This is a genomic window from Roseateles sp. P5_D6 (assembly GCF_054049415.1).
The window spans coordinates 300369-321156 of the sequence record NZ_JBFUMK010000003.1 but is presented as its reverse complement, the minus strand read 5'-3'; the positions used below and the strand labels follow the sequence as shown (position 1 = coordinate 321156).

At 67.2% G+C, this 20788-nt stretch carries 22 protein-coding genes and 1 pseudogene; 8 read left to right on the top strand and 15 right to left on the bottom strand.

The window, feature by feature from the left end:
• The first annotated feature begins 2 nt into the window (after positions 1-2).
• From thiL to ACXJKM_RS05495, 3 genes are read left to right on the top strand one after another with little or no spacing between them, the layout of a single operon-like run.
• Positions 3-941: a thiamine-phosphate kinase gene (gene thiL / locus ACXJKM_RS05505; RefSeq protein WP_457350820.1), complete on the top strand. Its 939-nt coding sequence runs from the start codon at positions 3-5 to the stop codon at positions 939-941.
• Entirely contained in the window at positions 938-1465 is a 528-nt protein-coding gene (locus tag ACXJKM_RS05500; RefSeq protein ID WP_457321205.1) for a phosphatidylglycerophosphatase A family protein, read from the top strand. Before thiL ends, ACXJKM_RS05500 begins: the two co-directional genes overlap by 4 nt.
• A 2-nt stretch (positions 1466-1467) precedes the next feature.
• Positions 1468-1965, top strand: a complete 498-nt coding sequence (locus ACXJKM_RS05495) for a CinA family protein (protein WP_457350818.1) — start codon at positions 1468-1470, stop codon at positions 1963-1965.
• On the opposite strand, the gene ACXJKM_RS05490 is transcribed toward ACXJKM_RS05495, so the two are convergent.
• The 9 genes from ACXJKM_RS05490 to ACXJKM_RS05450 are packed head-to-tail and all read right to left on the bottom strand — an operon-like array spanning position 1962 to position 11611.
• Positions 1962-4355 (bottom strand): EAL domain-containing protein, encoded by a 2394-nt coding sequence (locus tag ACXJKM_RS05490; protein ID WP_457350816.1) that lies wholly within the window; start codon positions 4353-4355, stop codon positions 1962-1964. The two genes, ACXJKM_RS05495 and ACXJKM_RS05490, sit on opposite strands and share 4 nt — an antisense overlap.
• Positions 4356-4365: 10 nt before the next feature.
• Entirely contained in the window at positions 4366-4956 is a 591-nt protein-coding gene (locus ACXJKM_RS05485; protein ID WP_457321209.1) for a methylamine utilization protein, read from the bottom strand.
• Between the two features lie 39 nt (positions 4957-4995).
• Positions 4996-6066, bottom strand: coding sequence for a DNA polymerase III subunit delta (gene holA, locus ACXJKM_RS05480; RefSeq protein WP_457350814.1), 1071 nt, complete (start codon positions 6064-6066; stop codon positions 4996-4998).
• Positions 6066-6551 (bottom strand): LPS-assembly lipoprotein LptE, encoded by a 486-nt coding sequence (locus ACXJKM_RS05475; RefSeq protein ID WP_457321213.1) that lies wholly within the window; start codon positions 6549-6551, stop codon positions 6066-6068. Before ACXJKM_RS05475 ends, holA begins: the two co-directional genes overlap by 1 nt.
• On the bottom strand, positions 6551-9181 hold the full coding sequence (gene leuS, locus ACXJKM_RS05470; protein WP_457350812.1) for a leucine--tRNA ligase: 2631 nt from the start codon (positions 9179-9181) through the stop codon (positions 6551-6553). The genes ACXJKM_RS05475 and leuS overlap by 1 nt, the downstream gene beginning before the upstream one ends.
• A gap of 40 nt (positions 9182-9221) precedes the next feature.
• Positions 9222-9647, bottom strand: coding sequence for an ExbD/TolR family protein (locus ACXJKM_RS05465; RefSeq protein ID WP_457350810.1), 426 nt, complete (start codon positions 9645-9647; stop codon positions 9222-9224).
• A gap of 2 nt (positions 9648-9649) precedes the next feature.
• The gene (locus ACXJKM_RS05460; RefSeq protein WP_056200074.1) at positions 9650-10294 is read right to left on the bottom strand and encodes a MotA/TolQ/ExbB proton channel family protein; all 645 of its coding nucleotides are present in this window, start codon (positions 10292-10294) and stop codon (positions 9650-9652) included.
• Between the two features lies 1 nt (position 10295).
• On the bottom strand, positions 10296-11036 hold the full coding sequence (gene dapB, locus ACXJKM_RS05455) for a 4-hydroxy-tetrahydrodipicolinate reductase (protein WP_268795276.1): 741 nt from the start codon (positions 11034-11036) through the stop codon (positions 10296-10298).
• Positions 11033-11611 (bottom strand): outer membrane protein assembly factor BamE, encoded by a 579-nt coding sequence (locus ACXJKM_RS05450; protein WP_457321221.1) that lies wholly within the window; start codon positions 11609-11611, stop codon positions 11033-11035. Before ACXJKM_RS05450 ends, dapB begins: the two co-directional genes overlap by 4 nt.
• 113 nt (positions 11612-11724) lie before the next feature.
• On the opposite strand from ACXJKM_RS05450, the gene fur reads away from it, so the two are divergent.
• Positions 11725-12165: a ferric iron uptake transcriptional regulator gene (gene fur / locus ACXJKM_RS05445; protein WP_056200069.1), complete on the top strand. Its 441-nt coding sequence runs from the start codon at positions 11725-11727 to the stop codon at positions 12163-12165.
• A gap of 23 nt (positions 12166-12188) precedes the next feature.
• Here the strand turns inward: fur and hprK are convergent, their stop codons facing one another.
• From hprK to hpf, 3 genes are all read right to left on the bottom strand, one after another.
• Complete coding sequence (gene hprK, locus ACXJKM_RS05440) at positions 12189-13145, bottom strand: HPr(Ser) kinase/phosphatase (protein WP_056200066.1); 957 nt, start codon at positions 13143-13145, stop codon at positions 12189-12191.
• 34 nt (positions 13146-13179) lie between these two features.
• Positions 13180-13650, bottom strand: a complete 471-nt coding sequence (locus ACXJKM_RS05435; RefSeq protein ID WP_056200063.1) for a PTS sugar transporter subunit IIA — start codon at positions 13648-13650, stop codon at positions 13180-13182.
• Positions 13651-13909: 259 nt separating this feature from the next.
• Positions 13910-14251, bottom strand: coding sequence for a ribosome hibernation-promoting factor, HPF/YfiA family (gene hpf, locus ACXJKM_RS05430; protein ID WP_056200061.1), 342 nt, complete (start codon positions 14249-14251; stop codon positions 13910-13912).
• A gap of 420 nt (positions 14252-14671) precedes the next feature.
• On the opposite strand from hpf, the gene corA reads away from it, so the two are divergent.
• The 3 genes from corA to ACXJKM_RS05415 all read left to right on the top strand — a co-directional run bounded on the left by corA (position 14672) and on the right by ACXJKM_RS05415 (position 17949).
• Entirely contained in the window at positions 14672-15661 is a 990-nt protein-coding gene (gene corA, locus ACXJKM_RS05425) for a magnesium/cobalt transporter CorA (protein ID WP_056200057.1), read from the top strand.
• A 473-nt stretch (positions 15662-16134) separates the two neighbouring features.
• Positions 16135-17049, top strand: a complete 915-nt coding sequence (locus ACXJKM_RS05420; RefSeq protein WP_457350807.1) for a MerR family transcriptional regulator — start codon at positions 16135-16137, stop codon at positions 17047-17049.
• A 27-nt stretch (positions 17050-17076) separates the two neighbouring features.
• On the top strand, positions 17077-17949 hold the full coding sequence (locus ACXJKM_RS05415; protein ID WP_056200052.1) for a ferritin family protein: 873 nt from the start codon (positions 17077-17079) through the stop codon (positions 17947-17949).
• A 68-nt stretch (positions 17950-18017) separates the two neighbouring features.
• Here the strand turns inward: ACXJKM_RS05415 and ACXJKM_RS05410 are convergent, their stop codons facing one another.
• From ACXJKM_RS05410 to ACXJKM_RS05400, 3 genes are read right to left on the bottom strand one after another with little or no spacing between them, the layout of a single operon-like run.
• Complete coding sequence (locus ACXJKM_RS05410) at positions 18018-18884, bottom strand: hypothetical protein (protein WP_457325001.1); 867 nt, start codon at positions 18882-18884, stop codon at positions 18018-18020.
• A gap of 15 nt (positions 18885-18899) precedes the next feature.
• Positions 18900-19769 carry an ABC transporter ATP-binding protein gene (locus ACXJKM_RS05405; RefSeq protein ID WP_056200047.1) on the bottom strand — a complete coding sequence of 290 codons (870 nt, stop codon included), beginning with the start codon at positions 19767-19769 and terminating at the stop codon, positions 18900-18902.
• Complete coding sequence (locus ACXJKM_RS05400; protein ID WP_056200043.1) at positions 19766-20119, bottom strand: GntR family transcriptional regulator; 354 nt, start codon at positions 20117-20119, stop codon at positions 19766-19768. Before ACXJKM_RS05400 ends, ACXJKM_RS05405 begins: the two co-directional genes overlap by 4 nt.
• 112 nt (positions 20120-20231) lie before the next feature.
• Here ACXJKM_RS05400 and ACXJKM_RS05395 point away from each other — a divergent pair.
• A pseudogene (locus ACXJKM_RS05395) lies at positions 20232-20477 on the top strand (IS3 family transposase); the annotation flags it as partial.
• Positions 20478-20788: the final 311 nt, after the last annotated feature.

The window sequence follows — 20788 nt, the reverse complement described above, 5'->3', positions numbered from 1 at the left end:
CCATGGGCGAATTCGATCTGATCAGGCGCTACTTCCAGCGCCCCGCGGTGGCTGGCGTCGAGGTGGGCGTGGGCGACGACTGCGCAGTGCTCGTGCCCACGCCCGGTGCGCGCTGGCTGGTTTCCAGTGACATGCTGGTCGAGGGGCGGCACTTCCTGTCGACGGTCGATCCGGTGCGCCTCGGCCACAAGGCGCTGGCCGTCAACCTGAGCGACCTGGCCGCCTGCGGTGCGACGCCGCGAGGCTTCACTTTGGCCCTGGCCCTGCCGCGCGTTGACGAAGCCTGGCTGGCCGGTTTCTCGCGCGGCCTGTTGGCCCTGGCCGACGCCCATGCCTGCCCGCTGATCGGCGGCGACACGACGCAGGGGCCGTTGAATCTCTGCATCACCGTCTTCGGCGAGGCGCCGCCGGGGCGGGCCTTGCTGCGCGGCGGCGCGCAAGTGGGTGACGAGATCTGGGTGTCGGGGCGGCTCGGTGATGCGCGGCTGGCGCTGGAGGTGTTCCGTGGCACTGTGGCCGTGGATGGCGCCGGCTTCGAGGAAGTGCGTGCCGCGATGGAGCTGCCAACGCCGCGCGTCGCACTGGGCCAGGCGCTGCGCGGCATCGCGACGGCGGCCATCGACGTGTCAGACGGGCTGCTCGGCGATCTGGGCCACATCCTGGCGGCTTCCCGCGTTGGCGCGCGTCTGGACGTCGATGCGCTGCCCCGCAGCGAGGTGCTGGCTGCGCAGGCGGCCGCCGTGCAGCAGGAATGCCTGCTGGCGGGCGGCGACGACTACGAACTGGTCTTCACCGCGCCAGCCGGTGCGCGGCTGCCCGATGTGGGCGTGGCATTGACGCGCATCGGCGTCATCGAAGCCGAGCCCGGGTTGCGCGTTGTCGACGCGCGCGGCGCAGTGGTTGAGCACGGCCTGCGCTCCTTCGACCACTTCAAGTCATGAGCGGCGCACCGATCCGTCCCACCCCGGCCTTCATGCTGCGCCACCCGGCGCGCTGGATCGCCCTGGGCTTCGGCAGCGGCCTGAGCCCCAAAGCGCCCGGTACCGTCGGCACCCTTTGGGCCTGGCTGGTGTTCTGGGTCATCTCGCCGTGGATGAGCGAGCTGGCCTGGGGCCTGCTGATCGGCATCGGCACGCTGGTGGGCTGGTGGGCCTGCACGCGCACGGCGCGCGACATGAACACACCCGACCCGGGCTCCATCGTCTGGGACGAGGTGCTGGCCTTCTGGCTCATCCTGTGGCTGATCGCGCCGGTGGGCTGGCTGGGCCAGCTCATTGCCTTCGGCCTGTTCCGCTTCTTCGACGCCGCCAAGCCCGGGCCGGTGGGCTGGGCCGACCGGCTTTTCAAGGGCGAGCGCGGCGCCGCGGTCACCTGGGCGCAGGGCTTCGGCATCCTGTTCGACGATTTCGTCGCGGCCGGCTGTACGCTCGCTGTCATCGCGCTCTACCGCTTTGTGATGGGGTAAGCATGTTTGCCGACGACCTTGAACTGATCGACCGCATCGCCGTGGCGCTGATCCAGCGGCGCGAGCGCATCGGCACGGCGGAGAGCTGCACCGGCGGCCTCATCGCCGCCGCCTGCACCAGCCTGAGCGGCTCCAGCGCGTGGTTCGAGCGCGGCGTCGTCAGCTACAGCAACGAGGCCAAGGCCGAACTGCTGGGCGTGCCCAAGGGCCTGATCGCGCTGCACGGCGCCGTCAGCGCCGAGGTGGCCGAACACATGGCGCGTGGCCTGCTGGCGCACGCACCCGTCGATTGGGCACTGGCCGTCACCGGCGTGGCCGGGCCGACGGGCGGCAGCGAGGCCAAGCCGGTCGGCACCGTTTGGCTGGCCCTGGTGCATGCGGGGCGGCCGGCCCAGGTCTGGCGCGAGAACTTCAGCGGCGACCGCCATGCGGTGCGCTTGCAGACGGTGACGGCGGGTTTGACGGCGCTGTGTGAAGCGCTGGAAGACCGGGACAACTAGCCGAGCTTGGCCATCAGGCTCTCGGCCGTGACGACCGAGATGTCCGGCGGCTGCCAGCTCTTGGCCCAGGCGATGAACTGCTCCTGCGGCATGGGCTTGCTGATGAAGTAGCCCTGGCCTTCGTCGCAGCCCAGGCGGGCCAGCATGGCCCAGGCCTTGAGCGTCTCCAACCCCTCGGCGACGACGGTGAGGCCGAGGTTGTGCGCCAGCTCGATCGTCGAGCGCACGATGCGCGCGTCGTCGAGGTCGCGCTCCATGGCCATGACGAAGCTCTTGTCGATCTTGAGCTCATCCACCGGCAGGCGCTTCAGATAGGCCAGCGACGAATAGCCGGTGCCGAAGTCGTCGATGGACAGCTTGAAGCCCATTGCATGCAGATGCTCCAGTGTGGACAGGGCCCGCTCGGGGTCGTCCATGATGGTGCTCTCGGTGATCTCCAGGCACAGCGAGTCGGCCGACACCTGCAGCGGCGCCAGCATGGCCTCGATCTTGGCCGGCAGGTCCTGGTCCATCAGGTCGCGCGTGGACAGGTTGACCGACAGCCGCAGCGTCAGGCCCGCGTCCGCGGCCTGGCGCGCGAACCTGGCCGCGTTGGACAGCACCCAGGCGCTGAGCAGGCGGATGAAGCCCGTCTGCTCGGCAAAAGGAATGAACTGCATCGGCGGTACCAGGCCGCGCGTCGGGTGCTGCCAGCGCACCAGGGCCTCGGCGCCGAGGATCTTGCCTTGCTGCAGGTCGATCTTGGGCTGCAGGTACAGGCGCAGTTCATTCTTCTCGACCGCGTGGCGCAACTCGGTCAGCAGGGACAGCGATTCCTGGCTGCCGGCGTCCAGTTGGGCGTGGTAGATCAGGCTGCCGCACTGGCGGGCCTTGGCCGCATACATGGCCAGCTCGGCGCGGCCGAGCAGCAGGTTGACCTCACGGCCATGCGCGGGGAAGAGGGCGATGCCGATGCCGGCGCCGAGGTCGATGGTCTCGTTGTCGATCTGCAGCGGACGCTCGAAGTCCTTCAGGATGGCCAGCGCCGCCTCGCTGGCGGCATGGGCGTCCGTGTGCGCCAGCAGCACGGCGAACTCGTCGCCCGACAGCCGCGCGAGCACCGAATGCGCCGGCGCGCACAACGCCTGCAGGCGCTCGGCGACCGACTTCAGCAGGCGGTCGCCCACCTCGTGGCCGAGCACGTCATTGACGTGCTTGAAGCGGTCCAGGTCCAGCATCAGCACGGCACCCGGCGTGTTGCTGTGGGTCAGGTGGTGCTGCAGGAATTCGGCGAAACGCGCGCGGTTGGGCAGCAGCGTCAGCGGGTCGACGTAGGCCAGGTTGTTGACGAGGGCATCGCGGCGGCGGATGCCCTCACGCATGCTCTCCAGCGCCAGGGCCAGCTTGTGCACCTCCTCCAGCCGCGAGGTCGACGGCACGGGCGTGTCGTAGTCGCCGCGCTCCAGCCGGCGCGCCGAGGCCGACAGGGCCGTGATGGGATTGCTGATGCCGCGTGCCAGCAGCACGCTGACGAGGGCGAAGACGACGACGCCCAGCACGGTCAGGCCGAGCAGGACGAGCTGCAACTGCTGATAGGGCGCCAGGGCCGCGTCCAGCGACCGCAACAGCAGCACGCCAAGGGCTTGATCGCCACCGATCAGGGGCACGAAGAGGGCGCGCATGCGTTCGCCGGCCAGCTCAACGATGCCGTCGGCTGGAGCGGCCTGACCCAGCGCAGCACGCAAGGCGTTGACTGCGCTGCCATCGAGGTTGTCGACGGTGGTCTGCCACTGCTTGGTCGGACCTTGCAGCAGCACGACGCCTTGCAGCTCCGACAGCGCCTTGAGATCGTCCAGCACCTCGCGGTCCAGCGCAAAGGCCATCAACACCCAGCCCACCGGTGCCGGCGTGCGCACCTGCACGGCGACCACCTGGTAGACCTTGCTGCCCTGCACGGCCAGGGCCGCGCCATCCTTGCTGTGCACGAGCTGGCCCAGCGCTGCGCCGAAACCGGCCGCGCCGTCGCGGGTGGCGGCAACGAGGTGCTGCTGGTCATCGAAGTAGGCGACGACCGAGGCGCCGACGCGTTCGCCCTGATTGACGAGCGCGTCCTTGATGGTCTCTACGGTGCCGGCCTCGGCCAGCGACAGGCCGACGGTGCTGCGAAAGCCATAGTCCTTGGCCAGCAGCTCGGCCGCGTCGCGCAGCTTGCCGGCACGTTGGTCGAGCAGGCGGCGCAGCACGCGTTCGCCGGTCTGCAGCTCGCTGGCGAGGGAATCCTCGGCGTTGTGCGTGATGCTGGCGTGGATGGCGCCGAAGCTGACCAGCTGCACGACCAGCAGCAGCGCCAGGAAGAGGGCGACGATGCGCCCCTCGAGGCGGCGCAGGTTCAGCCAGGCTGGCCAGCGCATTGCGGTGGCGTTACTCGGCGAGCGTGAGGGCCACGGGGCCCCCGCCCGCCGGCACTTCGAGCTTGACGCTTTGCAGGTTGGTTGACTTCTGGCCGCCATGCCAGGCCTTGGCGACGTGCTCGCCCACCGGCAGGTCAAACGCCACCTGGCCCTTGTCATCGGTGCGCCCGAAGGTCGGCGTGTCCACCACGACGATGTGGGCGCTCATGCGGTCGTGGATGTTGCAGCCCAGCGTGGCGACCCCCGGCTTGTCGAACACGATGGGCTCGGCCGGCGTGCCCGAGTAGAGCTTGATGTCGATGACCTTGATGGGCGAGAACGAGTAGACGTGATGCCGCACGGCGTCGAAGTTCGGGAAACTGACGGCCGTGCCCGTCTGCACGACGAGGAGCTCGGGTGTGAACTGGCGGTCGCGCTGGCCCATCTCGGCCTTGGTGGTGCTGGTCTTGCCAGTGCGGCCCTTGACCTCGATGGCCACCGCGGCGCCGGCCAGCGGCTGGCCGCCTGGCCCGTGCAACTGCACCGTGACGGGCACGGCGTGGGCCGCCAGCGAACTCAGCGCAAGAGCAGTAGGGACGAGTTTGTGAAGAGACGGCGGCATGACGGCAGGTTTACCGCCCCGACGATAGCCCAATCGGGGTCAACGGGCAGCCAGAACTGCCCCAGTTTTTCCGCTGGCGGCCTCGCCAAGCATCAGGGCCAGGCGGCGCAGCGCGGCCCAGGGGTCGCTGGGCCAGTCGGGGTGGCGCAGGCCTTTGACGAGGCCATCGCAGATCTGCGCCGCCTGCACCAGGGCACCAGCCTGGGCAGCGTCCAGCCGCGGCGCGATGCGTTCAATGAGACGCTCCTTGGCGCCCCAGACGCGCGCCTCGCGCAGCGCCAATGGCAGCGGCTTGCCGGCGTCCAGCGCGGCGCGCACGCGGGCCAAAGCCCGCGTGTCCTCAGCCAGCGTCCAGTGCACCAGCACGGCGGCCTCGCCCTCGGCCTCCAGGCCGTCCAGCATGCGCAGCATGCGCGGCACGGCGCCCGACAGCACGGCCTCGCTGAGCTTGAAGACGTCGAAGCGCGCCACGTCCAGCACGGCCGCCTCGATCTGCTCCAGCGTCAGCTCGCCCTTGGGATGCAGCAGGGCGAGCTTCTGCAATTCCTGGTGGGCGGCCAGCAGATTGCCCTCGACGCGGTCGGCGAAGAAGGCCAGGGCTTTCTGCCCATCCTCGCCCTCGGGCACCGACTGCCCCTGCGCGCGCAGGCGTTGGGCCAGCCAGGCGGGCAGCAGGCGTCGCTCCACGAGTTCGACGCGGATGGACGCGCCGTTGCCGTCCAGCGCCATGAACCAGGCGCTGGACAGCTGGGTCTTGTCCAACCGCGGCAGCGTGACCAGGGTCAGCACGTCGTCGGGCGCGGCCTGGGCATAGCGCTGCAAGGCCTCGGAGCCCTCCTTGCCGGGTTTGCCGCTGGGGATGCGGATCTCGATGAACTGGCGCTCGGAGAACAGGCTCATGGCCTGCGCGGCGGCCAGCACCGGCRCCCAGTCGAAATAGGCACCGCTGACGATGAAGATCTGCCGCTCGCCGAAGCCGTTGGCGCGGGCGGCGGCGCGGATCTGGTCCGCCGCCTCCTGCGCGAGCAGCGGCTCGTCGCCGTGCACGGTGTAGATGCGGGCCAGGCCCTTGGCGAGATGGGCGCTGAGGCCCTCGGCGCGCAGCTGCATCAGCCTTGGAGCTTCACGGCGGCGAGGCGGCGCATGACTTGCGCGATCGCGTCGGAGTGCATCGCGCCGTACAGGTTGGCGGCCTCCTGCTCCTTGGCCAGCGCCCAGGTCTCGGTGTAGGTCATGTCGCGGGCCAGGCGCAGCTCCACCTTGGGCACCAGCAGCTCGCCCGCCGCCGTGCGGATCAGGTAGTCGAACTGCAGGCGGAGCTGGAACTCACGCACCTGGCCGACGCTGGTGGACGCGACGACGGTGCGGTCGCGGAACTCGCGGGTGGCTTCCAGCACGACCTGGGCGCGGGCCGGGTCGTCCAGCAGCTGCACCGGTGTGCGCTTGATCTGGCGCTTGAGGCCGGCAGCCAGTGGCGATTCCGGCGGGAAGCCGGTCAGCGCCAGGGTCTGGAAGGAGAGCACGGGCTCGTGGCGCAGCTCGAAGCCGCAGCCGGCGAGGGCTGCGAGGCTGAACAGAGCGATGCGGCGGTCCATCAGACGACGATGTTGACGAGGCGGCCAGGCACGATGACGACCTTCTTCGGGGCCTTGCCCTCGGCGAACTTGGCGAACTCCTCGGTCGCGAGCGCCGCAGCTTCAATGGCCGCCTTGTCGGCTGAGGCCGGCACCTTGACTGCGCCGCGCAGCTTGCCGTTGACCTGCAACATCAGCTCGATCTCGTCCTGCACCAGCGCGGCCTCGTCGACCGTCGGCCAGGGTGCGTCGAGCAAGTCACCGAGTTCGGCCGCGAAGCCGAGGTCTTGCCAGAGCTGGTGGGCAACGTGGGGCGTGGCGGGGTAGAGCACACGCAGCAGCACCGAGAAGCCGTCGCGCACCGCTGCCGCCTGGCCTTCGGCCTTGAAGCCCTCGAGTGCATTGAGCAGCTTCATTGCGCCGGAGACGACGGTGTTGTACTGCATGCGCTCGTAGTCGTAGCTGACCTGCTTGAGCACGTTGTGCACCTCGCGGCGCAGCGCCTTGCCGTCGCCGTTCAGCGCGGCGAAGTCCTGGCCGCCGGACTTGATCGCGTCGGCATTGCGCGCGCCGAAGTTCCACACGCGCTTCAGGAAGCGGTGCGCGCCTTCGACGGCCGCGTCGTTCCATTCCAGCGTCTGCTCCGGGGGGCTGGCGAACATGACGAACAGGCGGGCCGTGTCGGCGCCGTACTGGTCGATCAGCGCCTGCGGGTCCACGCCGTTGTTCTTGGACTTGGACATCGTCGTCATCTCGTACTCGAGCGGCGTGCCGTCCTTCTTCAGCTTGGCGCCGGCGATGCCGCCCTTGTCGTCGTGGATGACGTCGATCTCGTGGTCCCAGTAGTAGTCCTTGCCGCCACCCTCGGGCTTGTGGAAGAACGCGCCCTTCAAGACCATGCCCTGGGTCAGCAGCTTCTCGAACGGCTCGCTGATCGTCACGAGGCCCAGGTCGCGCATCGCCTTGGTCCAGAAGCGGGCGTACAGCAGGTGCAGGATGGCGTGCTCGATGCCGCCGATGTACTGGTTCATCGGCATCCAGTACTTCGTGCCGTCCGCGACCATGGCCTGATCGTTGGTCGGGTCGCAATAGCGCATGAAGTACCAGGACGAATCGACGAAGGTGTCCATCGTGTCCGTCTCGCGCTGGGCCGGCTTGCCGCAGCTCGGGCAGGCGACGTTCAGGAAGGCCGCGTGCTTGTTCAGTGGGTTGCCGCTGCCGTCGGGGATCAGGTCGTCGGGCAGCACGACGGGCAGGTCCTTCTCCGGCACCGGCACCACGCCACACGTCTCGCAATGGATGATGGGAATCGGCGTGCCCCAGTAGCGCTGGCGGCTAACGCCCCAGTCGCGCAGGCGCCAGGTCGTCTTCTTCTCGCCCAGGCCCTTGTCGGCCAGCAGCTCGGCAACCTTGTTGACGGCCTCGACATGGCCGAGCCCATCGAGCACGCCGGAGTTGATGCAGCGCGCCTTTTGCTTGTCGCCGTACCACTCGGCCCACTTCTTGTCGTCGTAGGCCTGGCCGTCAACGTCGATGACCTGCTTGATGGGCAGGCCGTACTTCAGCGCAAACGCGAAGTCGCGCTCATCGTGCGCCGGCACGCCCATGACGGCGCCGTCGCCGTAGCTCATCAGCACGTAGTTGCCGACCCAGACCTCGACCTGCGCACCGGTGATGGGGTGCGTGACGAACAGGCCCGTGGGCACGCCCTTCTTGTCCTGCGTCGCCAGCTCGGCCTCCGTCGTGCCGCCGGCCTTGCATTCCTCGATGAAGCGGGCGACTTCAGGCTTGTCCTTGGCCGCAACGGTCGCCAGCGGATGCTCCGGCGCCACGGCGCAGAAGGTCACGCCCATGATGGTGTCGGCGCGTGTCGTGAACACCCACAGCCGGCCACCGCCGCCTTCGATCGTGTGCGGGAAGGCAAAGCGCACGCCCTGGCTCTTGCCGATCCAGTTCTCCTGCATCAGCCGCACGCGCTCGGGCCAGCCGCTGAGGTAATTGGGGTCAGCCGGATCAGCGACCGCCGACAGCAGCTCCTCGGCGTACTGCGTGATCTTCAGGTAGTAGCCCGGGATCTCACGCTTTTCCACCAGCGCGCCCGAGCGCCAGCCACGGCCGTCGATGACCTGCTCGTTGGCCAGCACCGTCTGGTCCACCGGGTCCCAGTTGACAACTTGAGTGCGGCGCTCGGCGATGCCCTTTTCCAGCATCTTCAGGAACAGCCATTGGTTCCACTTGTAGTAGCTGGGCTGGCAGGTCGCGACCTCGCGGCTCCAGTCGATGGCCAGGCCCATGGCCTGCATCTGGCCCTTCATGTGGGCGATGTTGGAGTAGGTCCACTGCGCGGGCGGCACCTTGCCCTTCATCGCGGCGTTTTCAGCCGGCAGGCCGAAGGCGTCCCAGCCCATGGGCATCAGGACATTGAAGCCCTTCATCCGCAGCTGGCGCGCCAGCATGTCGTTAATCGTGTAGTTGCGCACATGGCCCATGTGCAGCTTGCCCGACGGGTAGGGCAGCATGGAGCAGGCGTAGAAGTGCGGCTTGCTCGCGTCTTCGGTCACGCGGTAGGCATCGCGCTCCGTCCAGTAGGCACGGGCGGCGGCTTCGATCTCGTTCGGGTTGTAGCTGGGCGCTTCGGTCTTGGCGTTCATACGCCAAATTGTATGGGTCGCCCCTCTGGCGACCCTTCGATCACGGTGCTGAAGCGGCGGCCTGGGCGACGAAGGCGATGCGGTTCAATCCCGCGGCCTGCACCCAGCCGATCAGCTCGGCGACCTGGCCATAGGGCACGGCGCGGTCGGCGCGCAGTTGCACTTCCAGTTGCGCATTGGCGCGGCCGAGTTCGGAAATGCGCTTCTGGAAGGCCTCGGGCGGCAGCTCGTCGTCGCCGAGATGCAGCTTGCCGTCCGGCGTGATGGCCACGGCGATGAAGCTCGGCGCATCGCTGGGCGTGGCGGCCTCGCTCTTGGGCAGGTCCAGGCGCAGGGATGCGGTCATCAAGGGCGCGGTGATCATGAAGATGACCAGCAGCACCAGCATGACGTCGATCAGCGGCGTCATGTTGATGTCGCTCATCGGGCGAGCGGCGTCAGGCCTTTCAAGTCGCCCGAAGCTCATGATCAATCGTGGTCCAGCAACTCGCGCAGGTCGTGCGCGAAACCTTCGAGGTCGGCCTCGCAGGCCGCAACCAGCTTGCCGAAGACGTTGTAGGCCAGCACGGCCGGAATGGCCACGGCCAGACCGGCGGCCGTCATGATCAGCGCCTCGCCGACGGGCCCGGAGATCTTGTCGATGGTGATGTTGCCGGCCGCGGAGATGCTGGCCAGCGCGTGATAGATGCCCCAGACGGTGCCGAACAAGCCCACAAAGGGCGCCGTCGCACCAACCGAGGCCAGCAGCACCTGGCCGAACTGGAGCTTGGCCAGCACGGCATGCAGCGCGTCGCGCAGGCGGCGGGTCAGGCGGGATTCACGTTTGCCGGCGGCGTCCAGCGTGGCGCTGCGGGTCTCGGCCGTGGCGGCGTCCAGCAGCGGCAGCAACAGGCCTTCGGTGTCGAAGCTCAGCAGCGCACTGCGGCCCTCAGCAACACCGGCCGCGCCCCAGAAGGCCGGCACCGCGCGCACGAGGCCGCGGCGGGCGCGGCGCAGCAGCCAGGCCTTCCACAGGATCAGCGCCCAGGCGCTGACCGACATGGCCAGCAGCAGCAGCGCCACCGCGCGGCCGACCAGGTCGCTTTGGGCCCAGAAGTCCGCGAAGCCGCCCATATCAGCCGTTGAATCCGAGGACGTCGTTCATGCCGAACAGGCCGGCCTTCTTGCCGCCGGCCAGAAAGCGCGCGCAGCGCAGGCTGCCCTGGGCATAGATGCCGCGGTTGGTGGCCTTGTGGCTGACCTCGATGCGCTCGCCGATGCCGGCGAACAGGACGGTGTGGTCGCCGATGATGTCACCGCCACGCACGGTGGCGAAGCCGATGGTGGACGGGTCGCGCGCGCCCGTGACGCCTTCGCGGCCATACACGGCGCTAGTCTTCAGGTCGCGGCCCAGGGCGTCGGCGACGACCTGGCCCATTTGCAGGGCCGTGCCGCTGGGGGCGTCCACCTTCATGCGGTGGTGGGCCTCGACGATCTCGATGTCATAGCCCTCGTTCAGCGCGCGGGCGGCCATGTCCAGCAGCTTGAGCACGACGTTGACGCCAACGCTCATGTTGGGCGCGAAGACGACGGCGGTGCGCTCGGCGAATCTGGCGATCTCGGCCTTCTGGGCTTCGTCGAAGCCGGTCGTGCCGACCACGGCCTTGACGCCCAGTTCGGCGCAAACAGCCAGATGAGCCAGCGTCGCCTCGGGGCGGGTGAAGTCGATCATCACGTCGGCGCCAGCCAGGCCTGCGCGGACGTCGTCGCCCCTATCCAGCGTGACGTGCAGACTGCAGTCGTCGGCCGCCTCGACGGCCTCGATGAGCATCTTGCCCATGCGCCCGGAGGCGCCCATCACTGCGACCTTGATCACGAGCCCGAACCCGGCTTGGCGTCCAGCGGCGGATAAGTGCGGCCCGGCGCCGGGCCTTCGGCGGCGGCCGTGGGCGCGGCCTCGGTGCTCTTCTTGGGCGGGGGCAGGGCGTCGCGCTCGGCCTCGCTCAATTCCAGCTTCGGGTTCTTGCTGCTCGGCTTGAAGGTGTTGATGGCGGCCACGAAGTCGTTCTCGGCCGGCAGGTCGTCGGGCACATCCAGGGACTTGAGCTTGTCGCCGTCGAACAGGGCCACAACCAGGCGCTGCTGCGGCGCGGCACCCTGGCGGCGGATCGTGAAGACATAGTCCCAGCGCGCCTCGTGGAAGACGTCGGTCAGCAGCGGCGAGCCGAGCAGGTCGCGCACCTGCGCCTTGGGCATGCCGGGCTTGACGCGGGCGACCATCTCCTTGGTCAGCACATTGCCCTGCACGACCTCGACGCGATAGGGCGTCAGCAGGCCCAGCACCTTTTCGCCGGTGACCGACGGCAGGCTTGGCAGGGAATCCCAGGTGGGTAAGTAGGAGCAGCCGCCGAGCAGTGCAAGCAGCGGGAGAGAGGCAAGCAGGGGACGCATCGGGCGGCTGGCTGAAGGGGCAGGAAGGGGACGGGAAGCGCCGGCCGGCAGGCCGGCTGGCTATGATCGGCGGATTCTAGCGGGGCCCTCCCTGGCCTCCTTTGCTCCCCGCCATGCCCTCTTCCGCCAAGAACCAGACCAGCGACATCAAGAACAGCGGCCTCAAGGCGACGCTGCCGCGCATCAAGATCCTCGAGATCTTCCAGCGCGCGGCGCAGCGTCACATGACCGCTGAAGATGTTTACAAGGCTTTGCTTGGCGAGGGCGCCGATATCGGCCTGGCGACGGTCTATCGCGTGCTGCAGCAGTTCGAGCAGGCGGGCCTGTTGAGCCGCAACCATTTTGAGACCGGCAAGGCCGTCTATGAGCTCAACGAGGGCCACCACCACGACCACCTCGTTTGCCTGAACTGCGGCAAAGTCGAGGAGTTCTTCGACCCCGGCATCGAGGAGCGCCAGCACGCCATCGCGGGCGAACGTGGCTTCCAGCTGCAGGAGCATTCGCTGGCGCTGTACGCGACCTGCCTGAAGACGGACTGCCCGAACCGCAGCTGAGCGCTCCCCTCGGGCGAGGGGCTTCAATCCATCGAGCCGTTGTCGATGGCGCGCTGGTGGCGCTCGACGAACTCCTTGTAGGTGTCGATACCGCGCAGCTGCAGGATGGTGTTGCGCACGGCGGCCTCCACCAGCACGGCCAAGTTGCGGCCCGCGTCCACGGCGATGACGACCTTGCGCACCGGCATGCCCAGCACATCCTCATACAGAGGCTCATAGGGCAGGCGCTCGAAGTCGCGCTCCATCGTCTCCTTGCGCACCAGGTGGACGATGAGCTTGAGGCGCATCTTGCGGCGCACCGCCGTCTCGCCAAAGATGGACTTGATGTCGAGCAGGCCGATGCCTCGTACTTCCAGCAGATTGAGCAGCAGCTCCGGGCAGCGGCCTTCGATGGCGGTCTGGGCGATGCGGAAGAAGTCGACCGCGTCGTCGGCGACCAGGCCGTGGCCGCGCGAGATCAGCTCCAGGCCGAGTTCGCTCTTGCCCAGGCCCGATTCGCCGGTCAGCAGCACGCCCAGGCCCAGGATGTCCATGAAGACACCGTGGCGGGTCGTGCGGTTGGCAAACAGCTGGGACAGGTAGCCGCGCACCAGGTCGATGACATGACCGGCGGACTCATTGGTGCGGAACAGCGGAATTTCGGCCCGGTCGCACATGGCGACGAGGCGCGGCGGCGGCAAGCTGTCGTCGGCGACGATGATGACCGGCGGCTCCAGCGTGACGATGCGGGAAATGCGCCGGTCCTGAACGTCGGTGCCTTCCTGGTTCAGATAGGCCACCTCACGACGGCCGACGATCTGGACGCGGTAGGGATGGATGTAGTTCAGGTAGCCGACCAGGTCGGCCGCACTCTGCGCATCGCGCACGGCCGCTTCGTCGAAGCGGCGTTCCGGGTGGGCGTGGCCGGCGATCCACTCCCAGCGCAAGGCCTCGCGGTGCTCTTCGAAAAGCCTTTCCGCGCTGATCGAGGTGGGTTTCAAACCGAGGGTTTACGCGAAGCGTCGAAAAGCGGCATCAAGCGACTGATTTCAGCGGCTCCCAGGCCGCAATCAGCTTGTGCAGGGTGGCGGCGTCCGGCTCGGCCTTGAGCTGCTCGCGCAGTTCGCGGTCGGACAGCATCTCGGCGATCTCGGACAGGATCTCCAGATGACGCTGCGTGGCCGCTTCGGGCACGAGCAGGAAGATCAGCAACCCGACGGGCTCGTCATCCGGCGCATCGAAGCCGATGGGCTGGGCCAGCCGCAGCACCGCAGCCAGCGGGTTCTTCAGGCCCTTGACGCGGCCATGCGGGATGGCGACGCCGTGTCCCAGGCCGGTCGAGCCCAGACGCTCTCGGGCGAAGAGGTTGTCGGTGACCAGCGCCCGGCCCATCTGGTGGTGGTTTTCGAACAGCAAGCCAGCGTGTTCAAAGGCGCGTTTCTTGCTGGACGCATCCACGTTCACCAACACGTTGTCGGCAGGCAGGATGGCGGCGAGACGGTTCATGGGTTGAGGCCAAGCATCGGGGGCGCCGGATAGGCGCGGCCGTGCCGGGCTGGTGGGTCAATCAGAGCGACAGATTATGGAACCCTGCGTCGTTTTGGGGTGGGCGGTAGCCCCTAGAGACGTGGAAAACGCCTCTGACCACCCATGAATGCGGGTTTTTGCGGCACTGCAGCAACAACCGATTGCCGAGAGCAGCCATGGATTGTGCATCGCAAAAACAAAAGCGGCCCGCAGGCCGCCGCGAGATGAGCCAGGGGCTTCAGCGTGCGGGTACCTCGAGGCGCTTGGCCGAGGCGTGGTGATGGTCCTGCACCTTGTCCTTGTGGCGGCAGACCTGACGGTCCAGCTTGTCCATCAATTGATCAATGGCGGCGTACAGATCCTCGTGGGATTGCTCGACAAAGATGTCGCGGCCCTTCACATGCAGGGTCACTTCGGCGCGCTGGCGGCGTTCCTTCTCCTTTTGCTTCTCTACGGTCAGCAGGACGTTGATATCAACGACCTGGTCGAAGTGGCGGGTCACACGGTCCAGCTTGGTGAGCACGTACTCGCGCAGAGCGGGCGTGACTTCGAGATGATGGCCACTGATCGTCAGATTCATAAAGCCTCCTTTCAGAGGAATGGGTCGGAAAACAAACCAGAAAACTGAGAAAAAACAGACGAAGGGGGAGGGAGGAGGAGAGTCTTTCGGGTAGCGGAGGTGGGTGGGAGTGGGGAAATCGACGAGTCCAGTTTGCTCGCGAAGCCGCGGCATGACAAGGGGATGACGGTGACCGTTTGTCGGCTGGAGGGCCTCGTTTTCGCGGCTTCTTTCACGTCTTGAGCGGGTGCAATAATCCGCGGCTATTCACCCTACGGAGCCCTTCTTGGACAGCGATCACCCTCGGTGACCGTCCACTCCCGCTGCCGGCCTTCCTGAGGCCCCGCCCGGAGTGAGACGGTTGACCTGAATCCCGCCACCCCGGACGGCGCTGCGCCGTCGTCCTCCGCCAGTCTGGCCAGCGCTGCCAGGAGACGATGCATGCTGAATGTGTTCACGCTGGACAACGGGCGCCTCAAGGGCGGCCTGTTCCAGGAAGAAATCGAAACCGCCGAGGACCTGGCCCAGTCGCGCCCGGTCTGGGTCGACCTGGAAAGCCCGAGCGCCGAGGAGAAGGGCTGGATCCGCGACCGCTTCGGCCTGACCATCCCCGAGGACATCGTCGACGAGGACCTGGAGGAATCGGCGCGCTTCTACGAGGAAGACAACGGCGAGCTGCACATCCGCTCCGACTTCCTCATCGAGGGCGACGAGGGCCCCGACGGCAAGTCGGCGCGCAATGTGCGCGTGGCCTTCATCCTCTTCAACAACATCCTGTTCTCCATCCACAACGAGGACCTGCCGGTGTTCCGCCTGCTGCGGCTGCGCGCGAGGCGCATTCCGGCCCTGATCGAGGACGCCAAGGATGTGCTGCTCAAGCTCTACGACGCCGACGCCGAGTACTCGGCGGACGTGCTGGAGGGCATCTACGACAAGCTCGAGGCCGTCAGCGTCCGCGTGCTGAAGAGCGACGTGACCGACGCCGCCGCCGGCGAGGTGCTGTCGGCCATTGCGCGCGAGGAAGACTTGAACGGCCGCATTCGCCGCAACGTCATGGACACGCGCCGTGCCGTCAGCTTCATGATGCGCAGCCGCATGCTCAACGCCGAGCAGTTCGAGGAATCGCGCCAGATCCTGCGTGACATCGACTCACTCGACTCACACACCGCTTTCCTCTTCGACAAGATCAACTTCCTGATGGATGCGACCGTCGGCTTCATCAACATCAACCAGAACAAGATCATCAAGATCTTCTCGGTGGCCAGCGTGGCCTTGCTGCCACCGACGCTGATCGCATCGATCTACGGCATGAACTTCAAGAACATGCCGGAACTGGAGTCGAGCTGGGGCTACCCATTCGCCCTCGTGCTGATGCTGTTGTCCGTCGCGGCACCCTTCATCTACTTCCGCCGCAAAGGATGGTTGAAATAGTCCAGGCGCACCTCACACGCAGCTGAAAAAAGGCCTGCGTCGCGTGGACGCAGGCCTTGGTCATAAAAGTGGCCGCAGAACGCCTCGAAGCCAACGAGGGAGGGAGGGAGGAGGAGGAGAACGGCTTCGAGATTGCTGCTCTGAGATCAGAGAGGTTGCGCGACCTAAATTCGTGGTTGAGCGGAGAGTACGAGCCGAGCCAGGGCTCGGGTTTTTACTGGTGTGTAGCCTGAGAGTGGGCACTGAGCGCGAAATTCCAAGGCCGTGTACCGGTTTCCTGTGACGATTGTTGTCCTCGCCGCGGCTGTTTTTCTCTGCCCCGTGTGGCTGCAGCGGAATTACAAACAGTAGGACGTGTAAGTCGCTTTGTCGAATATTTCTGTTGGTGTGCGGGCCGCCCCTCTCGCGCGGCCGGAATCAACTACTGTCCCAGCTTTGTGCAGGGCGAACCATGCGCGATCCGAGATCCAGCGATGAATGATTCGTTCGACGGCATCGGCATCACCGCGGTCGAGCGCGATACCGGCATCCACAAGGAAACGCTGCGCGTCTGGGAGCGCCGCTATGGTTTCCCGTCGCCCAGGCGCGACGCGACCGGCGAGCGCCTGTACCCGCCGGAACAGGTACAGCGGCTGCGGCTCGTGAAGCGGTTGCTGGACGCCGGCCACCGTCCGGGCCGTGTCGTTGCTGCGTCGGTGCAGGAGTTGTCGGCCCTGCTGAAGCCTCCTGCGGCCGTGCCCGTCGCGGGCGCGGCTGTCGAGCCTTTCGAGATCGCCGCCTGTGCCGCCTTGCTGCAAGGCCATGACGTCGAGGGGCTGCGGCGTGCGCTGTCCGAGGTCGTGCTGCGCCGCGGTCTGGGGCGTGGCGTCATCGAGGTCTTCGCGCCTTTGACGACGCGCATTGGCGAGTTGTGGATGAGCGGGGCGCTGCAGATCTTCCAGGAGCACCTCTACAGCGAATCCCTGCAGTTGGTGCTGCGCCAGGCCATGCATGCGCTGCCGCCCCCGACCGGTCGCCAGCCGCGGGTGCTGTTGACAACCCTGCCCGGCGAAAGCCACGCGCTGGGCCTGCTGATGGTCGAGGCCCTGCTGGGCCTGGAGGGCGCCGCCTGCCTGTCACTGGGCGTGCAGACGCCGTTGGCGCAGTTGCCTGCCGCCGCGGCGGCCTGCCGGGTCGATGTCGTCGCGCTGAGCTTCGCCGGCCAGCTGGCCCCCCGAGCCGCGCTGGACGGACTGGCCAGCTTGCGCACACAGCTGCCGGCCGCCGTCGAAATCTGGGCCAGCTGCAGCAGCCGGGCACTCCGTTTGCCGGGCTCTCAGGACGGCGTGCGCTGCCTCGACGGCCTGGCCGCAATCGCGCCGGAGATGGCACGCTGGCGCGAACTTTAGAATCCCGCCTCTAGACGAGGATTTCTCATGCTTTACCCTGAACTGTTCAAGCAACTCGAAGCCGTGCGTTGGAACATGGACCGCGACATCCCGTGGGACAAGTTCGACGCCAGCCTGCTGAGCGACGAACAGGCCCAGACCATCAAGATGAACGCCATCACCGAGTGGTCGGCCCTGCCCGCCACCGAGATGTTCCTGCGCGACAACCGCGAAGACAGTGACTTCTCGGCCTTCATGTCGGTCTGGTTCTTCGAGGAGCAAAAGCACAGCCTGGTGCTGATGGAGTACCTCAAGCGCTTCCGCCCTGATCTCGTGCCCACGGAGGCCGAGTTGCACGAGGTGCGGTTCGACTTCGACCCCGCGCCAGCGCTCGAGACGCTGATGATGCATTTCTGCGGCGAGATCCGCCTGAACCACTGGTACCGCCGCGCGTCCGAGTGGCACAACGAGCCCGTCATCAAGGCCATCTACGAAACCCTGTCGCGCGACGAGGCCCGCCATGGCGGCGCCTATCTGCGCTACATGAAGCGGGCCATGGCCAAGTTCGGCGACGAGGCCCGCGCGGCCTTCGCCAAGGTGGGCGTGCTCATGGCCAGCGCCCGCCGCACGGCCCAGGCCCTGCACCCGACCAATCTGCACGTCAACGCCAAACTCTTCCCGCGCGACACCATCCAGAGCCGCCTGCCCGATCCCGAGTGGCTGGAGCGCTGGCTGGACAAGCAGATCCAGTTCGACTCGGTCTGGGAGAACAAGGTCGTCGAGCGCATCCTGCACAACATGAGCCTGCTGATGGACCGCAGCTTCGCCACCGTGCAGGAGCTCAACCGCTTCCGCAAGGAAGTGGCAGCGCGCATCGTGCCGCCGGCGGCGCCCGACGCTCTGGCCAGTTCACCGACCTGAGGCGTTCAGAAACAAAAAACCGGGGCCAGTTGAACTGACCCCGGTTTGCTTTTGGGCAGGCCGGCCGATCAGGCGCCGCGTGCCCGCTTCATCACCACCAGCGCGAAACCAGCGGCGGCCACGGCGACCCAGCCCAGGAACTGCGGCGAGGCGAGATCGGCCAGCGTGTGGCTCAGGTCCTGCAGCGACCAGGTCCACAGGTTGACATCCGACATCAGGGCCGACTTCAGGCCGTCAGCGTCATTGATCATCGAGTGGCCGAGGCGCTCGTTCCAATCGCTCAGCGCCTGCAGCGGCCAGTCGATGCTGTAGACCTTGTGCAGCACCAGGGTGACAACGAAGCCGCCGACGAAGACCAGCGGCACGCCCAAGCGCTTGAGCCAGGCCGAAGCGGCCATCAGCACGAAGATCATCGGCGCCAGCCACAGCATCAGCGGCACGGTGCCCACGAGGCCACGCAGCAGCAGCGGCGTTGCCGCCGAGACGACCTCGCCCCAGTTCACCGACATGGCCGCGCCCAAGCCCGCCTTGCTGCCCAGCACCGACATCGCGATCGGCAGGCCAAAAAGTGCCCCCACGACGGCGCCACCCAAGGGCGCCAGCCAGGCATGCGCCAGCACAGTCGACGCGACGCTCTCGCTCGGGCGCCCCGGCAGGGACAGCCAGAACTCGATCGAGCGGTCCTGCGCATCACGCCGCGCCAAGCCGGGCAACTGGAACAACGCCACCAGCAGGCAGATGACATACACCGCGCAGGTGCTCAGCAGCAGGATGGCCAGGCCGATCAGCTCCGGGTGTTCCATCGGCAGGCCCTGCACATGGCCGAAGGGCAGCATGGCCAGGAAAAGGATCGGGGGGGCGAAGGCGGCGATCAGCCAGCCGCGCTTGTGCTGCATCCATTCGCGCAGCAGCAGGGTGGGAATGTGGTTGTTCATGGCATTTGCTCCAGTTCAGGCTTGCTTGCCGTTCAGCGCCGGGTTGCGGGTCAGCGCCATGAAGAGGTCGACGAGGCTGGGGCGCACGCGCTGGCCCAGGCTGGTGATGTGCTCGGGCGGGGGGCCATCGAACAGCGAGGTCGTGCGGCCCTGCTCGCGGTAGCGCAGCAGCGGGTGGGCGGCGGCCATCGCGTCGGCGGCGGCCGGGTCGTGGTTCAGCGCCACGAAACGGCGGTCGATGTCCTCCAGGCTGATCGACAGCGCCACGCGGCCTTCGTCCAGCATGATCACGTCGGACAGCAGCGCCTCGACCTCCTCGACCTGGTGCGTCGAGATCAGCACGCTGCGTTCGCCGTCGCACCACTCGTCGATGAGCATCTCGTAGAAGCTCTTGCGCGACACCACGTCCAGGCCCAGCGTCGGCTCGTCCAGGATCATCAGCTTGGCGTCGATGGCGGCGATCAGTGCCAGGTGCGTCTGGGCCACCATGCCCTTGGACAGGCTCTTGATCTTGTCGCCCTCGCTGACGCTGGTGCGCTTGAGCAAGGTGCGGGCGCGCTCGGCCGAGAACTTGGGCTGCAGCCGGCTCATCAGCGTGATCAGCTCGTGCACGCGGGCCCAGCGCGGCAGCACGGCCACGTCGGGGATGTAGCTGAGCTCGGTCAGCAGCTGCTGGCGGTTCCTGGTCGGCTCCAGCCCCAGCACGCTCAGCTCGCCCTGCACCGGCAGCAGGCCGACCATCGCCTTCATGAGGGAGGTCTTGCCGGCACCGTTGTGGCCCAGCAGTCCGACGACGCGGCCCTTGGGCACCGCGACGGACACGTCGTTCAGCGCCGTCTTCTTGCCGTAGCGCAGCGTGATGTTCTTGGCTTCGATGAGGTTCATGTCGACTCCCAGTTCAGATCCTTGGCGGTCAGGCCCAGCCGCTTGAGCTTGGCGCGCAGGGCCGGCCAGTCCTTCTGCAGGAACTGCTCGCGCTCCTGGCGCAGCAAGCGCTCGCGGGCGCCGCTCATCACATACATGCCCAGGCCGCGGCGCGACTCGATCAGGCCGTGCTCGCTGAGCGCCTGCAGCGCCCGCGTGACGGTGAGCGGGTTGATGACGTACTGGCTGGCGAGCTGTCGCACCGACGGCAGCGCCTCGCCTTCCGGGGGGCTGCCGTCAAGCAGCTGCACGGCCAGTCGGTCGGCGAGCTGCTGGTAGATCGGTGCCTGGTCTGTCCAGGTGGGAGTCATGGGAGCTCCGAGGTGTGTTGCTGATGTAGCACACCATATCTCCGACCCCGGGGGAGGCCTAGCGGGGGGCGACAGACTGCAGATTTGGGGGGATGGGCTGCTCGACGCACAGCAATTGGCCTGGTTGGTACCGAGGGCCCTGCGCCGGCCGCAGTCCAGCCGCAAGCACGAAGGGAAGGTGGAGGTGAGCGCGAGCGACACGAGGTGGTGCTCAGACGGCTTTGAGATCAAGTGCGAGTCCGGCGAGACCGTGACCGCGACCTTCGCCAAGGACAGCTGCGACTGGGAGGTCATGGCGTGGCGCGCTTGGCCTGGCAAAGGCCTGCCACGCGAGCCAGTGCACGAGATGCTCAACGAGATTGCACGCTAGAGCCAGATCCGCGCATGCCGCATGCTCTATTTCTTCGCGAAAGTGACGTGCTCACCCTCTTGATCTACCGTCTCCGGGACCCGCGAGCCGAGTCCCTTCAGACTGGGCGACATCTCCACAACGAGTGACGACCCCTGTGGTGTTCACTCGGGTTCCGCAGCCCCGCCGAGCACCGCAGGAGCTTGGGGATCGCTGCATAACCAGTCCAAGTTTTTGGCCGTACCCCCAGTGGCTCAGTTTTCGGTCGGCGACAACAACACTAGATAACATCATGTCATGCGCTGCGCCCGCTGGTGGTT

Excerpts from the sequence above, each read along its gene's own strand:
- thiL (WP_457350820.1), top strand. The coding sequence starts at position 3 with ATGGGCGAATTCGATCTGATCAGGCGCTACTTCCAGCGCCCCGCGGTG.
- ACXJKM_RS05500 (WP_457321205.1), top strand. The coding sequence starts at position 938 with ATGAGCGGCGCACCGATCCGTCCCACCCCGGCCTTCATGCTGCGCCAC.
- ACXJKM_RS05495 (WP_457350818.1), top strand. The coding sequence starts at position 1,468 with ATGTTTGCCGACGACCTTGAACTGATCGACCGCATCGCCGTGGCGCTG.
- ACXJKM_RS05490 (WP_457350816.1), bottom strand. The coding sequence starts at position 4,355 with ATGCGCTGGCCAGCCTGGCTGAACCTGCGCCGCCTCGAGGGGCGCATC.
- ACXJKM_RS05485 (WP_457321209.1), bottom strand. The coding sequence starts at position 4,956 with ATGCCGCCGTCTCTTCACAAACTCGTCCCTACTGCTCTTGCGCTGAGT.
- ACXJKM_RS05475 (WP_457321213.1), bottom strand. The coding sequence starts at position 6,551 with ATGGACCGCCGCATCGCTCTGTTCAGCCTCGCAGCCCTCGCCGGCTGC.
- leuS (WP_457350812.1), bottom strand. The coding sequence starts at position 9,181 with ATGAACGCCAAGACCGAAGCGCCCAGCTACAACCCGAACGAGATCGAA.
- ACXJKM_RS05465 (WP_457350810.1), bottom strand. The coding sequence starts at position 9,647 with ATGAGCTTCGGGCGACTTGAAAGGCCTGACGCCGCTCGCCCGATGAGC.
- ACXJKM_RS05460 (WP_056200074.1), bottom strand. The coding sequence starts at position 10,294 with ATGGGCGGCTTCGCGGACTTCTGGGCCCAAAGCGACCTGGTCGGCCGC.
- ACXJKM_RS05450 (WP_457321221.1), bottom strand. The coding sequence starts at position 11,611 with ATGCGTCCCCTGCTTGCCTCTCTCCCGCTGCTTGCACTGCTCGGCGGC.
- fur (WP_056200069.1), top strand. The coding sequence starts at position 11,725 with ATGCCCTCTTCCGCCAAGAACCAGACCAGCGACATCAAGAACAGCGGC.
- ACXJKM_RS05435 (WP_056200063.1), bottom strand. The coding sequence starts at position 13,650 with ATGAACCGTCTCGCCGCCATCCTGCCTGCCGACAACGTGTTGGTGAAC.
- hpf (WP_056200061.1), bottom strand. The coding sequence starts at position 14,251 with ATGAATCTGACGATCAGTGGCCATCATCTCGAAGTCACGCCCGCTCTG.
- corA (WP_056200057.1), top strand. The coding sequence starts at position 14,672 with ATGCTGAATGTGTTCACGCTGGACAACGGGCGCCTCAAGGGCGGCCTG.
- ACXJKM_RS05420 (WP_457350807.1), top strand. The coding sequence starts at position 16,135 with ATGAATGATTCGTTCGACGGCATCGGCATCACCGCGGTCGAGCGCGAT.
- ACXJKM_RS05415 (WP_056200052.1), top strand. The coding sequence starts at position 17,077 with ATGCTTTACCCTGAACTGTTCAAGCAACTCGAAGCCGTGCGTTGGAAC.
- ACXJKM_RS05410 (WP_457325001.1), bottom strand. The coding sequence starts at position 18,884 with ATGAACAACCACATTCCCACCCTGCTGCTGCGCGAATGGATGCAGCAC.
- ACXJKM_RS05405 (WP_056200047.1), bottom strand. The coding sequence starts at position 19,769 with ATGAACCTCATCGAAGCCAAGAACATCACGCTGCGCTACGGCAAGAAG.
- ACXJKM_RS05400 (WP_056200043.1), bottom strand. The coding sequence starts at position 20,119 with ATGACTCCCACCTGGACAGACCAGGCACCGATCTACCAGCAGCTCGCC.